This is a genomic window from Pandoraea terrigena (genome assembly GCF_902459705.1).
In the GTDB taxonomy this organism is placed as follows: domain Bacteria; phylum Pseudomonadota; class Gammaproteobacteria; order Burkholderiales; family Burkholderiaceae; genus Pandoraea; species Pandoraea terrigena.
Genome location: NZ_CABPRU010000015.1, coordinates 95,831 through 109,772, shown reverse-complemented (window position 1 = coordinate 109,772; position 13,942 = coordinate 95,831). Strand labels below are relative to the sequence as shown.

The 13,942-nt window shown below is 66.9% G+C and carries 15 protein-coding genes; 13 read left to right on the top strand and 2 right to left on the bottom strand.

The window, feature by feature from the left end:
* Positions 1-504, bottom strand: coding sequence for a hypothetical protein (locus tag PTE31013_RS22580; RefSeq protein ID WP_150614879.1), 504 nt, complete (start codon positions 502-504; stop codon positions 1-3).
* A gap of 317 nt (positions 505-821) precedes the next feature.
* Between PTE31013_RS22580 and PTE31013_RS22575 the strand changes: the two genes are divergently transcribed.
* The 12 genes from PTE31013_RS22575 (at position 822) to PTE31013_RS22520 (ending at position 11,730) form a co-directional block, all read left to right on the top strand.
* Entirely contained in the window at positions 822-1,481 is a 660-nt protein-coding gene (locus tag PTE31013_RS22575) for a two component system response regulator (RefSeq protein WP_150614878.1), read from the top strand.
* A 156-nt stretch (positions 1,482-1,637) separates the two neighbouring features.
* On the top strand, positions 1,638-2,027 hold the full coding sequence (locus PTE31013_RS22570) for a type III secretion chaperone SycN (RefSeq protein WP_150614877.1): 390 nt from the start codon (positions 1,638-1,640) through the stop codon (positions 2,025-2,027).
* Positions 2,024-4,099 carry a type III secretion system export apparatus subunit SctV gene (sctV, locus tag PTE31013_RS22565; RefSeq protein ID WP_246174834.1) on the top strand — a complete coding sequence of 692 codons (2,076 nt, stop codon included), beginning with the start codon at positions 2,024-2,026 and terminating at the stop codon, positions 4,097-4,099. The genes PTE31013_RS22570 and sctV overlap by 4 nt, the downstream gene beginning before the upstream one ends.
* Position 4,100: 1 nt before the next feature.
* Complete coding sequence (locus PTE31013_RS22560) at positions 4,101-5,465, top strand: FliI/YscN family ATPase (protein ID WP_150614875.1); 1,365 nt, start codon at positions 4,101-4,103, stop codon at positions 5,463-5,465.
* Positions 5,441-5,851 carry a hypothetical protein gene (locus PTE31013_RS22555; RefSeq protein ID WP_150614874.1) on the top strand — a complete coding sequence of 137 codons (411 nt, stop codon included), beginning with the start codon at positions 5,441-5,443 and terminating at the stop codon, positions 5,849-5,851. Before PTE31013_RS22560 ends, PTE31013_RS22555 begins: the two co-directional genes overlap by 25 nt.
* A gap of 112 nt (positions 5,852-5,963) precedes the next feature.
* Entirely contained in the window at positions 5,964-6,410 is a 447-nt protein-coding gene (locus tag PTE31013_RS22550) for a hypothetical protein (protein ID WP_150614873.1), read from the top strand.
* The gene (locus PTE31013_RS22545) at positions 6,400-7,620 is read left to right on the top strand and encodes a hypothetical protein (RefSeq protein WP_150614872.1); all 1,221 of its coding nucleotides are present in this window, start codon (positions 6,400-6,402) and stop codon (positions 7,618-7,620) included. The genes PTE31013_RS22550 and PTE31013_RS22545 overlap by 11 nt, the downstream gene beginning before the upstream one ends.
* Positions 7,621-7,812: 192 nt before the next feature.
* Positions 7,813-8,463, top strand: coding sequence for a type III secretion system export apparatus subunit SctR (gene sctR, locus PTE31013_RS22540; protein WP_150614871.1), 651 nt, complete (start codon positions 7,813-7,815; stop codon positions 8,461-8,463).
* A gap of 19 nt (positions 8,464-8,482) precedes the next feature.
* Positions 8,483-8,749, top strand: coding sequence for a type III secretion system export apparatus subunit SctS (gene sctS / locus PTE31013_RS22535; protein ID WP_150586623.1), 267 nt, complete (start codon positions 8,483-8,485; stop codon positions 8,747-8,749).
* Positions 8,750-8,754: 5 nt separating this feature from the next.
* Complete coding sequence (gene sctT, locus PTE31013_RS22530; protein WP_150614870.1) at positions 8,755-9,597, top strand: type III secretion system export apparatus subunit SctT; 843 nt, start codon at positions 8,755-8,757, stop codon at positions 9,595-9,597.
* Between the two features lie 7 nt (positions 9,598-9,604).
* Positions 9,605-10,756, top strand: a complete 1,152-nt coding sequence (locus PTE31013_RS22525) for an EscU/YscU/HrcU family type III secretion system export apparatus switch protein (RefSeq protein ID WP_246174833.1) — start codon at positions 9,605-9,607, stop codon at positions 10,754-10,756.
* Positions 10,753-11,730 carry a lytic transglycosylase domain-containing protein gene (locus PTE31013_RS22520; RefSeq protein WP_246174831.1) on the top strand — a complete coding sequence of 326 codons (978 nt, stop codon included), beginning with the start codon at positions 10,753-10,755 and terminating at the stop codon, positions 11,728-11,730. The genes PTE31013_RS22525 and PTE31013_RS22520 overlap by 4 nt, the downstream gene beginning before the upstream one ends.
* Here PTE31013_RS22520 and PTE31013_RS22515 read toward each other — a convergent pair.
* A complete protein-coding gene (locus tag PTE31013_RS22515) occupies positions 11,727-12,338 on the bottom strand; it encodes a glutathione S-transferase family protein (protein WP_150614869.1) in 612 nt (203 codons plus the stop codon). The two genes, PTE31013_RS22520 and PTE31013_RS22515, sit on opposite strands and share 4 nt — an antisense overlap.
* A gap of 223 nt (positions 12,339-12,561) precedes the next feature.
* On the opposite strand from PTE31013_RS22515, the gene purB reads away from it, so the two are divergent.
* Positions 12,562-13,935 carry an adenylosuccinate lyase gene (purB, locus tag PTE31013_RS22510; RefSeq protein ID WP_150614868.1) on the top strand — a complete coding sequence of 458 codons (1,374 nt, stop codon included), beginning with the start codon at positions 12,562-12,564 and terminating at the stop codon, positions 13,933-13,935.
* The last annotated feature ends 7 nt before the right edge of the window (positions 13,936-13,942 follow it).

Here is a 13,942-nt window from a genome sequence, read left to right as displayed (position 1 = left end):
TCAGCCGCGGCGTAGCGCTTGAAGACGCCGGCTGGCGTCAGCGGCACCGGTGGGATGACCGGCGGCACGAGGCATGAGCGACGTCGTCGGCGCCGCGTCGGCGTGCATGCCTTGCGACGCGACCATCGTGCAGGCCAGCCGTTGGCGCCGAAGTTGCGCTTCTACGCGGGCTGCCGGTGCGTCGGCGTCGAAGCGATGAACCCACCAGAGGATGTCGTTCGCAAGGCACAGGCTGTCGTCGCGCAACGCCGGTTGACCCGCCAGCACGAGGGAAATCCGCATGAGCCAGCGGGCGAGTGCCGGGTCGTCGCCAAGCGCGGTGGCGAGCGGCTGTGTACGCATATGCGTGGGCGGCGGCAGTGTCACCGCCGTGGCTACGCAATAGCCGCCGTCGACCGGGCAGGTCCAGCCGCGCTGGCCGTCGAGATCGAGCGCAATGCGCGATCCCTGTACGTCGCGCGGGGCAATCCAGTCGAGCGCGGCAAGCGCAAATGGCAAACGCATAGGTATCTGAAGGAGGCAGTGCACAGGCACGGGGAACGAAGCGCATGCGACATCCGTTGTTGCACACGCCATCACGGGGCGCCGTCGATCCACACGGCGTCGCACAAGGCTTGTCATTATCAAGCGCCGAGGTGCCGGCACAATCCGGCGCAGACCTGAAGTGCGCCTCGGGGACCGTGGCTTGGGGTGTCTTCCTACGCCTGGGGCCGGGCGAAGGCACAAGATTCGCGCAAGTGGCCCGAAGTCGATAGAGAGTGAACAAGAATCCGTATGAGCGCTTGCGTAAGTGCTTATGACCAACTGTCGAGGAGCTGCGAATGACGGGGTGTATCGGTGTCGTCGTTGTCGAGGACCACGAGTTACTGGCCGACGGACTTTGCTTCCTGATCGAGCAGGATCTCGGCTGGCGTGTGCTTGCCCGGGTCGTCAATGGGCTCGACGTCTACCGGGCCTGCGTGGTGCATCGACCGGCCTTGCTGCTGCTGGATCTGGGCCTGCCCGGCATGGACGGCGTGGATGTGATCCGCCAATGTGCCCAGCGCTGGCCGGATCTGCGCATCGTCGTCAACTCGGCCAGCGACGACAGCGAACGCGCGCGTCAGTCGCTGGAGGCCGGGGCGGCAGCATACGTGCTCAAAAGCAGCCCGCGCGGGACGTTGATCCATGCGTCGTACCAGGTCATCCGGGGCGAGCGCTTCGTCGATCCGGCCGTGTTCGGAGGCATGCACGATCCGGCGAGCGCACGGCATGTGCCACGCCCATGCGCCTTCGAGATGCCTGAGAGGCTGCTGACGCTGCGTGAGCGACAGGTGCTCAAGCTGGTCGCGGAAGGGCAACGCAATCGCGACATCGCGCAACTGTTGTCGATCAGTGTGAAGACGGTCGAGACCCATCGGCTGAACATGATGCGCAAGCTCGATGCGCACAACGTCGCCGATATCGTGAACTGGGCGCATCGCCTGCGCATGATGTTGTGACGCGCTCGGATTCCCGGCGAGACGCAAGCCGCGAAGTTCAGGTCTGCGCCCGATTGCCGCCACGGCCGTGAATGCGCGACCATGCCGCAACCTCTTCTCGAACGCCCTCCGCGCCGCACGTGCGCAGCAAGCACGTTCCCAACGCAAGATCGCCCGATGGACACCCAGACACAACGCAAGCTCGAGCAGCTTTTCGAATTGCTGGCGCTGCCGCCGCAACGCGTCGAGCCTCGCATGCAAATTTCGCTCGCCCCCTGTCTGTTGATGATCGAGGTCGAGCCGCACGGCGCGACGCTGGTGTTGACGCTGATCGATCGCGCTGCCCACGCGCCGCGGTGCCTGCCCCTGCTGCTGCAAACCTGCGCGCCAGAGTGGAGTCTCGGCATTCCCGTGCGCGCCTGCGTGGCGCAGGGACGTCCGATGCTGATCGCCACGCCGCCGGCCGGCGGTCGTTCACAAGCGGTCGATTGGTTCGCTTGCCTTGCCCGAATGCGTCGCCTGCTGGAGCGACTCGATGCCCGGCAATGGCACGAGGCCCGCCCGTGACGCGACTCCTGCCCTGGCTTCGCGCCGCTGCCGGCCGGCAGGACATCGTCCTGGCCGCGCTGCTGCTCATCACGGTGCTGATGATCATCATCCCGATGCCACCGTCGGTGATGGACCTGCTCATCGCGCTCAATCTCGGCGTGTCGCTGCTGCTGCTGATGGTGGCGCTCTACATCAACGAGCCGCTCGATTTTTCGGCGTTTCCTTCCGTGCTGCTGATGACCACGCTGTTCCGGCTGGGACTCACCATCAGCACCAGTCGCCTGATTCTGCTGCGGGCCGACGCGGGCGACATCGTCTACACGTTCGGCGACTTTGCGGCGGGCGGGAACATCGTCGTCGGCATGATCGTGTTTCTGATCATCACCGTCGTCAACTTCATCGTCATCACAAAAGGCTCGGAGCGCGTGGCGGAAGTCGGCGCCCGGTTCTCGCTCGACGGCATGCCCGGCAAGCAGATGAGCATCGACGGCGATCTGCGCGCGGGCACGATCGATGCGGCCGAGGCCAAGCGCCTGCGCCGCGTCGTGCAGAAGGAGAGCCAGTTCTACGGCGCGATGGACGGGGCGATGAAGTTCGTCAAGGGAGATGCCATCGCCGGCCTCGTCATCATCGTGGTGAACTTGCTGGGGGGCATCGGCGTCGGCGTCTTCATGCGCGGCATGAGCGCTGGCGATGCCGCGGCGATCTACGCGATTCTCTCCATCGGCGACGGGCTGGTGTCGCAGATTCCGGCGCTGCTCATTTCCGTGACGGCCGGCATTATCGTCACGCGGGTGCCTGGCGAGCAGCGTCGCAATCTGGCGCGCGAACTCACCGATCAGCTTGCCGCACAGCCGCGCTCGCTGAGCTTGGCGGCCGTCGTGCTCGTGCTCTTCGGCCTGATCCCGGGCTTTCCGATGCATTACTTCCTGCTGCTCGCGGCGCTGGCGGGGGCCGCCGCGTGGTGGGTGGGGCGTGTCGCAGGCGAGGGCAGCGCCGACAAGGACGGTGCCAACGGGGAGGCCGGCGCAGCGCAAGCGAAGCCGGGACGCCCGGGCGCACAGCCGTTGCAGGTGCGGTTGGGGGCTGCGCTGGCCGAGGCGGGGGGAGGCACCGCGGCACTGGCAGCGGGCATCGATGCCTTGCGCGACCGGAAGTTCGAACAGTTCGGTGTGCCGATGCCCGAGGTGCGGGTGGTCGTCGACGCTACGCTCTCGAGCGACGCTCTGGACGTTCAGCTCTATCACGAGAGCGTGATGACGATCGATGTGGCCCCTGACGCCGTGTTGGCACACCATGATGCGGCGCATCCGGTGCCCGTCTTGCGCAAGCTCGACGCCGGGGCGCCGCGCGAGACGCCGTTGCCGTTCGGTGGGCAGATCCTGTTCTGGCTGGACGACGCGCAACGCCAGGCCTGGCAGAGGCAAGGCGGTACCGTGATCGAGGGCGCGGACCGGGTGGCGCACTGCGTGTCGCTGGTCATCGACGCGCATGCCGCCGATTTTCTCGGCGTCCAGGAAGCGCGCTTCCTGATGGATGCGATGGAGGACCGCTACGGCGAACTCGTCAAGGAGCTGCAACGTCAATTGCCGATCAACCGAACGGCGGAAGTCCTGCAGCGGCTGGTCGCCGAGGGGGTGTCGATCCGCGATCTGCGGCGCGTCTTCGAGGCCCTGATCGAATGGGCGCCGCGCGAGCGCGATCAGATCATGTTGACCGAGTACGTGCGGCTCGGTCTGCGGCGTCATATCACGCGACGCTTTCGCGGGGGGGCCGAACACGTCACGGGATGGAACGTGGGGCGCGGCATCGAAGATACCGTGCGGGCCGCCGTGCGGCAGACGGCGTCGGGCTCCTATGCCGATCTGAATCCCGCGCAGACCGACGCCATTCTGAATGCCATTGACGACGTCATGTCCAAGCATGACGGCACGCCGGCCGTGCTGTTCACCGCCATGGACGTGCGTCGCTTCCTGCGCAAGCTCGTCGAGCGCGAGCGCGCCGACCTGGCGGTGTTGTCGTTCCAGGAGGTGGCGGACGAGCCGCACGTTCGGGTGCTGGGCACCATTGACGTACAGGGAGCGTGCTGAGATGCGTCGCCCGGACGCCGCGCGCATCGCCAACGGGCTTCGCCGAACGCTCGACGCGCGGCGCAAGGCATGTGACGAGTGGCGCGCAACGTCCGGCGGTGAAGTGCGCTTTGGGCATATCGACCAGATCACCCCGAATGCGATGCGTGCCCGCTTGCCGGGCGCGGCACTTGGCGAGCAATGTCGCGTGGTCTTCCCGCCGCTTGACGCTGAGGTCATCGCGATCGAGGGGCGGCACGTGTGGCTAGCGCCGTATGCCGAGCCGACCGGCGTGGCCAATGGTGCGCTGGTGCAAGCGCTGGGAACGTCGTCGCGCGTGGCCGTGGGCGGTCACCTGATCGGCGAGGTGCTCGATGGGCTGGGACGGCCGTTGGCCCCCACGGCCGCCAGCGACGAGGGCGTGACGTCCGGCATTGCGTGGCGTTCGCTGGACGCCGAGCCGCCGCCTGCGATGACGCGCGCGCTCGTGTCCACGTGCCTGCCCATCGGCATTCGCGCCATCGACGGCATGCTCACCTGCGGGCGCGGCCAGCGATTGGGCATCTTCGCCGCGGCGGGGGGCGGCAAGAGCACGCTGCTGGCGATGATGTGCCACGGCGCGCAAGCCGACGTCATCGTCGTCGCCCTGATCGGCGAGCGCGGGCGCGAGGTGCGCGAGTTTCTCGAGACAGCCCTCACCCCCGAGGCGCGCGCACGGACCGTGTGTGTCGTGGCGACGTCCGATCGACCCGCGCTCGAACGGATGAAGGCCGCCTACACCGCAACGGCCATCGCCGAGGCGTTTCGCGACGACGGCAAGGACGTGTTGTTGCTCATGGATTCACTGACGCGCTTCGGACGCGCCGTGCGCGATATCGGAATGGCGGCGGGCGAGCCGCTCGGGGCGACGAGCGGTTTGCCGCCGAGTTTCTATGCGCGTCTGCCGCGGTTGCTGGAGCGTGCGGGGACCGGCACGCGCGGCAGCATTACCGCGTTCTACACGGTGCTCGTCGAAGGCGACAACCTGGATGAGCCGCTGGCCGACGAGGTGCGCTCGATCGTCGACGGTCACATCGTGCTGTCGCGGCGTCTTGCGCAGGCAAATCACTATCCCGCCATCGACGTCGCGAAAAGCCTCTCTCGGGTGATGGCGGCGGTAACCGATGCACCGCATGTCGACGCGGCGGCCCGCGTCAGGCGCGCGATGGCGCTGGCGGCGGAGGTCGAGTTGCTGGTGCGCGTCGGGGAGTATCAGCCGGGCAACGATCCCGAGACGGACGACGCGCTCGCCCGCGCCCCGGACATCCGCGCCTTTCTTTGTCAGGCCCAGCATGACGTGGCGCCATTCGACGACACACGCGCATGGCTCGAACATCTGGCGAACTGAAGCATGGCGAAGGCCTCGCCGCGCTGGCCGACCTCGCCCGACGCCGCGATGCCAGCCTGCGCGCCGCACTGGTTCGCATGACGGCTGCGGCGCGCGAGGCGAACGAGGCGGTCACGGCATGCGAGCGCGCGTGCGAGGCGCAGCGCCGCGTGTGGCAGGACGCCCTATCGTGCGGCGGCGTCTACGGGCGGCGCGAGGCCGCGAGCGCGCCGAATGTGGTGGAAGCGCAGCGCGCGGCACTTGGCGAGGCCAGGACCCGGCACAGCGCCGCACTCGCGCACGCGAAGCAGGCCGCCGACGAAGTGCACCAGCAGCACGAACGTCTGCAGGCGAATGCACGCAAGCAGGAGAAGCTGCGGGAGTTGCTGACGTTTTACCGCCGGTGAATGGGCCACGGGACATGGGAATCGTCCCGTTCCATTGTCCGGCATCGAGGGGATTGCGCACCCACGCAGAACGAAACGCGCTCACCACGTTTGCCATCAAGAGGACTTCACGATGCGTACCCTTCACCGAAGTGGCCTGTCAGCCGATGCGTTCGTCAGCCTGGGCGACCGATCGTCCTCCCCGCAGCGTGACACGGCGACGCCCGGTGCCGGGCGAAACGACGACCGTCACGAGCGGACGTTCACCCTGGCATGCGAGCCGGCTGCGTGTGTTTCCGGACCCGCCGACGTGCTGCGCTGGCTGCGCATCTGGTACGCGCGCCAGGACGCCAACTGGGAGGGCGGCAGTTCGTTGCGGGTCTTGGTCCATGGCGGCGCACTCGATACGTTGGTCGTCGAGGCGCGGCGTGGGCGGCAGGGCGTCACGGTGAGTCTGCTCTGCGCGCAGCTCACGATGTACCGGCGCTTGCTCGCGCATCGAGGCCGGCTTGAGCGCGCGCTGACGTCGCGGCTGAGAGTGCCCGTCACGATCGAAGTCGAGGCGCGTTATGCCCCTTGAGCCGGACGTCGGGATCCCGACCGCGCCGTCGGGGCCGTTGGACGACGTACTCGCGGGCGTCTCCTGCGTGCGTCTTGCCGAGGGTGATACACAAGTCAGCGTTGGCTGGCTTCGCGCGGGTGGCGACGGTCTCATCGTGACCGCCAGCGTCGACGAAGGTGTCGTTGGCCACACGCGCTTCTGGTGCGATGCACAGCAGTGGTGTGACTGGCTCGCGCCGAGCTTGCCGGTGTCGTCGTGGGACGCGCTGCCGCCCGCATGGCAGGCGAGCGCGGCGTCGCTCACGCTGGCGGTGGGCAGCGCGCGCGCTGACACGTCGCCCGAAGCCGTGGCCGACGCGCAGGATGTGGGGGATGTGGCGGAACGGGGTAGCGGGTCAGTCGTGGCCGGTGCCGCCGAAGGCGCCTGCGATACCGCATCATGGCCGCGTGCGACAACCCTCGCGCCCGCGCAGGTGGAGACGGCGTGGCGCGTGGGTATGGTGTTGCACCGAGCGGGGCGTCGGTTGGCGCTGATGTATCTCGATGGTGCAACGGCGTGGTTGCGTGAGCGCTGCCGGCAGGCGACGCCCGGCGACACCGCGCTCGACCCGTCGGGATTGCCGACGCGGCGATGTGCGCTGGCGGCCGGATGGGCGACGTTGCCGCGCGCGCAGTGCGAGCGGCTCCAGGTGGGAGATGCCGTGCTCCTTGACGTGGCGGCGGACATCGCGAGCGGTGAGTATTGGCTGCTGGACGGCGATCACGCCATTGCCATGCGTGACGGCATGCCACTGGATCATCGCGTCATCCCATTCGATGGCACTGACGCCGGCCCTCCCGGCGGCACCTTGTCGACAGGCGCCGCATCACACCCGGACGCGGCCATCGTGCGATTGTCTGCCCTCGTCGCCGAGAGGCAATTTCCCATTCCGTTGCTGACCGCCTGGCGTACCGGCAGCGATGCGACGTTCCAATGCGAGGCGGCCGCTTGTGCGCTGCCTGCCGATCGAGTCACGCTCCTGCGCGACGACTCACCGTGGGCCACCGGGCGTTTGCTGCGTTTCGAAGACGGCCGACTCGCAGTGTGCATCGACGGCATGATCGGCGCGCCCGCCGCGAGCCACGCGATCGAGGTCTCGCCAAGCGAACATGGCACGCCCGCTTGCGACGATTTTCCCAGCGATATTTCGGGTCGTGACCGGATGGGCGTGCATCCGGAGACGACCTAACATCCTTCGACCAAAGGCTGCGGCTTGCGCGCGTCGCTTGCATGGCGCCACGCCGACCGTGTGCGCGGAGAACGCTTCCGACGGCATCACTCGGTGGCGTTTGGCGTTGGGCACGTCGCACGGTTCCGTTCTGCCTTGTCGGCGCTGACCAGACGCCAAGCCCGGCAGCCAACGACGCTCATTGGAGTTCGCATGTCCCTGCTCGACCACCCGGTGCAGCTCATCGTCTTGCTGTCGCTGCTCTCGATCATGCCGTTGCTGGTGGTGCTGGGAACTGCGTTTCTGAAGCTCGCGGTTGTGTTTGCCCTATTGCGCAATGCGCTTGGCACGCAGCAGATTCCACCCAATATCGCCATCTACGGCTTATCGCTCGTGCTCACGTGCTTCATCATGGCGCCGGTGGCCTTCGACATCGAGGCCAATCTCGAGGCGCGTCCAGTGTCGTTGTCGTCCAAGCATTTCGTGGCCGATGTCGATGCGAGTGTCCTGTCGCCGTACCGTGCGTTTCTCACCCGCCACACCGATGCGAGGCAACGCGACTTCTTCGCCAGCGTCGGTCGCGAAACCTGGCCGCAGGCGCATCGCGACCGCCTGGGGAGCGACTCCCTGCTCGTGCTGATGCCGGCGTTCGCGCTGAGCCAACTGGCCGAAGCGTTCAAGATCGGGCTGCTGCTGTACCTGCCGTTTGTCGTGATCGATCTGGTGATCTCCAACATTCTGCTGGCGATGGGCATGATGATGGTCTCGCCAATGACCATCGCACTGCCGTTCAAGCTGCTGATCTTCGTGATGATGAACGGCTGGGAGCAGTTGGTTCGCCAGTTGATGCTCTCCTACGCATGATGGGGCACGGAGCGCGTCAATGAGCGAAGCCATCGTCGTTAATCTCACGAGCGAGATGCTCTGGCTCACGCTGCTGATGTCGTTGCCCACCGTGGTCGTGGCGGCGGTGGTGGGCGTGCTGGTCTCGCTGGTGCAGGCGCTCACTCAGGTGCAGGACCAGACCGTGCAGTTCCTCATCAAACTCATCGCGGTGTCGGTCACGCTGGCCGCCACCTACGCGTGGATGGGCCACGTGCTGCTGCATTACGCGGGTAACGCGTTCGAGCAGATCAGTCGAATGCGGTGAGCGGCATGACGTCTTCCTTCGTGCCGGGCATGGCGCCCGACGTCGACACCTTGCTCTCGCCGCTGTGGGCCGACCTGTACGGCTGGTGGGTGGCGTGGGGCGTGGCAATGCTGCGCCCGCTGGGCATCGCGATGCTGCTGCCGGTGTTCTCTGTCGGCATGCTCGGTGCCGGCATGCTGCGCAATGCGCTGGTGCTGGCGCTCGCGTTGCCGGTCGTGTCGCTCGTGCACGCGAGCCCGGACATGCCGTCGCACTGGGGCGCGTGGGGCATGCTGATCCTGCGCGAATTGTGCATCGGCGGCCTGCTGGGGTTCGCCGCCGCGCTGCCGTTCTGGGCTGTCGACATGACGGGCTACGTGATCGACACCATGCGCGGCGCGTCCATGGCGAGCGTGCTCAATCCGCTGATGGGGGCCCAGTCGTCAGTCTTCGGCATCGCGCTCACGCAGATGCTCTGCGTGCTGTTCTTTGTCACCCCGGCGGCGCAGGCCCTGCTCACCGCGCTCTATGACTCCTACGCCGCGCTGCCGGTCGGGCAGCCGTGGCAATGGCATGACGACAGCGTGGCCTGGCTGCTCGCGCTCTGGCAAGCGATGCAGGTGATGTGCGTGGCGGTGGCGCTGCCCGCGATGGTGGTGATGGTGCTCGTCGATATGTCGATGGGCTTCGTCAACCGGGCCGCGCAACAGCTCAATGTGTTCTTTCTCGCCATGCCCGTGAAAAGCGCGATGGCGCTGCTCGTGACGGTGGCCAGTCTGCCGTTCGCCATTGCCGTGCCGCTGCAGGGCTGGTATCGCCTGCCTGATGTGTTTCGCGCCTGGGCCGCGCTGGCGCTGCCCGCATCGTGAGGCCGACATGAGCGAAAAGAGCCAGCCGCCGACACCCAAGAAGATCGAGGACGAGCGCAAGAAGGGGCGCGTCGCGAAGAGCGCCGACCTTGCCGTGTGCATGCAACTCGGTGTGGTGCTGGCGTGGCTGATGTTCGAAGGTCCGGCGCTTTACGACGCGCTGCAAGCCCTCGTATCGCGCATGTTGGGGGGGCTCAACGAGCCGGTGGACGAGGCCGTGCGCGGCATGCTCGGTCCGTCGCTGCTGCTTTTCGTGCGCTTCGCCGGCGGTCTCGCCGTGCTGTTGATCACGACCACATGGCTCGCGATGGTGCTGCAGGTGGGCATGCTCGTGGCCCCCGAGAGCGTTCGTCCCAAGTACGAGCGCATCGATCCCATCGCCAAGGCCAAGCAGCTGTTTTCGATGCAATCGCTCTTCGAGTTCGGCAAGTCACTCGTCAAGGTGGCCGTGCTGGCCGTCGTCTTTTTCTATCTCATCCGGCAGTACACGCCCTCGCTCGCTGCGCTGCCGCAGTGCGGGCCGTCCTGCGGTCTTGCCCTCACGGCCCGGTTGCTGTTCTGGCTGATGTCGGTGCTGGTCGTCGCCTACGTGGTGTTTGGCGGGCTCGACTTCGCATATCAGAAGTATCAACTGCGCAAGCAATTGATGATGTCCCACGACGAGATCAAGCGGGAATCCAAGGAGGTCGAGGGCAACCGGGAGATCAAGAACAAGCGGCGCGACATTCACCGGGAGACGATCGAGAGTGGCAGCCTGTCGGACAACGTGAAGCGCTCGACGGCGGTGGTGCGCAACCCGACGCGCCTCGCCGTTTGCCTGCGCTACGTGCCCGGTGAGACGCCCGTGCCGCTCGTTATCGAGAAGGGCCGCAATGCGCGCGCGCGAACCATTGTCCGCCTCGCCGAGCGCGAAGGCGTGCCGGTGGTCGAACATGTGCCGGTGGCGCGCCGTCTGATGGACGACGTCGAGATCGATGCGCCGATTCCCCCCGATCTGTTCGACGCGGTGGCCGCGATTCTGCGGCTCGCGCTCGATCTACCCTATGAGGTGCAAGCGGCGAAGGCCACGCCGCACGCCGATGTGACGCTGCAGGGCGGCTCCAGCGCAAGCGAGACGCCGGACATGCCCGCGCGCACGGCTTCGGGAGACGGCGTATGAGTGGGCGCCGGATTCGGGATTTGCGCCGGTGGCGCACACGGCTCGCGGGGAGTGTGTTGAGCGTGATGAGCGTGATGGGGCCGTCGACGCCCGCATGGGCGACGGAACGGGGATTGCTGCCGCGTCACCCGCGAGTGGCCGACGCGCAGCTCGTGGTGCCCGTGCCGCGCGCCATGCCAGAACCGTTGGTGCGACCGGCGCAAACGCCTGCGCTCGCCGCCCGCCGCGACACGGCGGCGCCGATGTCTGCCGAGCCCGCGCTGCCGTTCGACGCGCTGGTGCGCCGCGCGGCGCAGGTGGCATCGGTCGACGCGGCGCTGCTGCACGCCATTATCGACACCGAGTCGGGGTATGACCCGCAGGCGGTGTCCGTGCGGGGCGCGATCGGGTTGATGCAGGTGCTGCCGCGTACCGGCGAGCGCTTCGGCGTGCGGCGCCTCGAAGACCCGGCCGAGAATGTGCGCGCCGGGGCGTCCTACGTCCGTTGGTTGCTGTCGCGCTTCGACGGCGACCTGACGCTTGCCCTGGCGGCCTACAACGCGGGGGAGGGCGCCGTGCTGCGTTACGGGCGTCAGATTCCACCGTTCCCGGAGACGCAGAATTACGTGCGCAAGGTGATGGCCGGATACGCGCGCTTACGCGACGCGAGTCCGGAGCCCGTCGTGCCCAAGCCGCCTTTGCAGACCACGCGGCCCGTGCGGCCGATGAAGCCCGTGCAGCCAGCCGCCGTTCTTGCGGACACGAAGGCCAATACCAACGCACCCGCCGGGGCAACGCGTGCCTCGGAACGCGGTGATGTCGGCTCGGACGGCGCCGCGACGGCGCGCGCCTGGCGGTTGCTGCGGGGGGTGGGGGCGCTGCTGACGCGCAGCCCGTCGGCGGAAGCCGCCGGCGATCACGGACGCGACCGGCCGGCGGTCGTCATGCCCTCGCATGGGCGCGACGACCGGAGCGCGGTCGGTGGACCAGGCTAGAGCGTGGGGACGGTGTCGGCGACCGACGGGCGCGCGAACATGCGTGCGAAGTGATCTGCAAGGTTGGGATGCGTGTCGCGCCAGGCGATCTCCGGAAACCGGAAATCGAGATATCCGAGCGCGCAGACGACGGCCACGTCGGCCAGCGTCAGGCGGTTGCTCGCGCACCACGGGCGTACGTCGAGTCCGCGTGCCATCGCGCGCAGCCCTTCGTCGATCTTGCTGCGCTGACGGTCGATGAGCGCCTGCGAGCGCGAGGCTTCGTCGTGAAACATCGCCTCGACACGAATCTGCACGGCGGCGTCCGTCAGGCCGTCGGCGAGCGCTTCCCAGCAACGGACTTCGGCGCGTTCGCGGCCCGAAGGCGGAATGAGCTTGCCCACCGGGGAGAGCGTGTCGAGGTACTCGCAGATCACCCGCGAGTCGAACACGGCTTCGCCGTCTTCCATGACCAGACACGGCACTTTGCCCAGCGGATTGGACTGCTGGATACGGGTGTCGTCTGCCCACACGTTCTCCAGCTCGAGCTTGTAGTCGAGCTTCTTCTCAGCCAGCACAATGCGGACTTTGCGAACGTAGGGACTGGCGAGGGCACCGATCAACTTCATGTGAATCCTTGATAAATCGCGGTAGTGCGGGGGAGAGTATAACGTGCGCTCCGGGGTGTCGCGCGCGCGTGTTGCGAACGCCGCGGCACAGGGCGATGACGACCGGAATTGCGACAAAGTTGTGCCGCGCCGGGATGGGCGAAGCCGAGAATGGTAAAATATCGGCCTTTCCGAGTTGGCGGCTCGCCGGCTCCCCCGATTTTCCTTTTCGGTGCCCAGTGCCATGTCCGACGAATTCTCCCCATTGACCGCGCTTTCCCCGCTCGACGGCCGTTATGCCAGCAAGACCGACGCCCTGCGTCCGTGGCTGTCCGAAGCGGCGTTCATGCGCCACCGTGTGACGGTCGAAATCCACTGGCTGATCGCCCTGTCAAAGGCCGGTTTCGCGGAAATCGCCCCGTTCTCGGCCGATGCGGAGACGTTCCTGCTGAACCTGGCCACCCAGTTCTCGAACGCCGACGCGCAGCGCATCAAGGACATCGAGAAGGTCACGAATCACGACGTGAAGGCCGTTGAGTACTGGCTCAAGGAGAAGGTGCAGGGCCAGGCGGAACTTGAAAAGGCGAGCGAATTCATCCACTTCGCCTGCACGTCGGAGGACATCAACAACACCTCGCACGGTCTGATGATCAAGGGCGCGCGCGACAAGGTCGTCGTGCCCGCGCTCGAATCGCTGGTCGCCAAGCTCGGCGAACTGGCCCGCGAGCATGCCGCGCAGCCGATGCTCTCGCGCACGCACGGTCAGCCGGCGTCGCCGACCACGCTCGGCAAGGAACTGGCCAACGTGGCCGTGCGCCTGGCCCGCGCGCTCGAGCGCGTTCGCCGCGTCGAGCTGCTCGCCAAGATGAACGGTGCGGTCGGTAACTACAACGCCCACCTCTCGGCCTACCCGGAATACGACTGGGAAGCCTTCTCGAAGACCGTGATCGAGCAGCGCCTGGGCCTGACGTTCAACCCGTACACGATCCAGATCGAGCCGCACGATTACATGGCCGAGCTGTTCGACGCCGTCGCGCGCGCCAACACCATCCTGCTCGATCTGAACCGCGACATCTGGGGCTACATCTCGGTCGGTTACTTCAAGCAGAAGACGAAGGCCGGCGAGATCGGTTCGTCGACCATGCCGCACAAGGTCAATCCGATCGATTTCGAGAATTCGGAGGGCAACCTCGGTCTGGCCAACGCCGTGCTGCGCCATCTGGCCGACAAGCTGCCGGTCTCGCGTTGGCAGCGTGACCTGACCGACTCGACCGTGCTGCGCAACATCGGCGTGGCCTTCGGCTACAGCCTGCTCGCGTACGACTCATGCAAGCGTGGCCTGGACAAGCTCGAAGTCAATCCGCAGCGTTTGAACGAAGACCTCGACAACACGTGGGAGGTACTGGCCGAGCCGGTGCAGACCGTGATGCGCCGCTTCGGGGTGCCCAATCCGTACGAGCAGCTCAAGGAGCTGACGCGCGGCAAGGGCATCACGCGCGAAGCGCTGCAGGACTTCATCAAGCAACTGGCCATCCCCGACGACGCGAAGGCCCGTCTGCTGCAAATGACGCCCGCGAACTACGTCGGTATCGCCGAATCGCTCGCCAAGCGGGTCTGAGCACGCC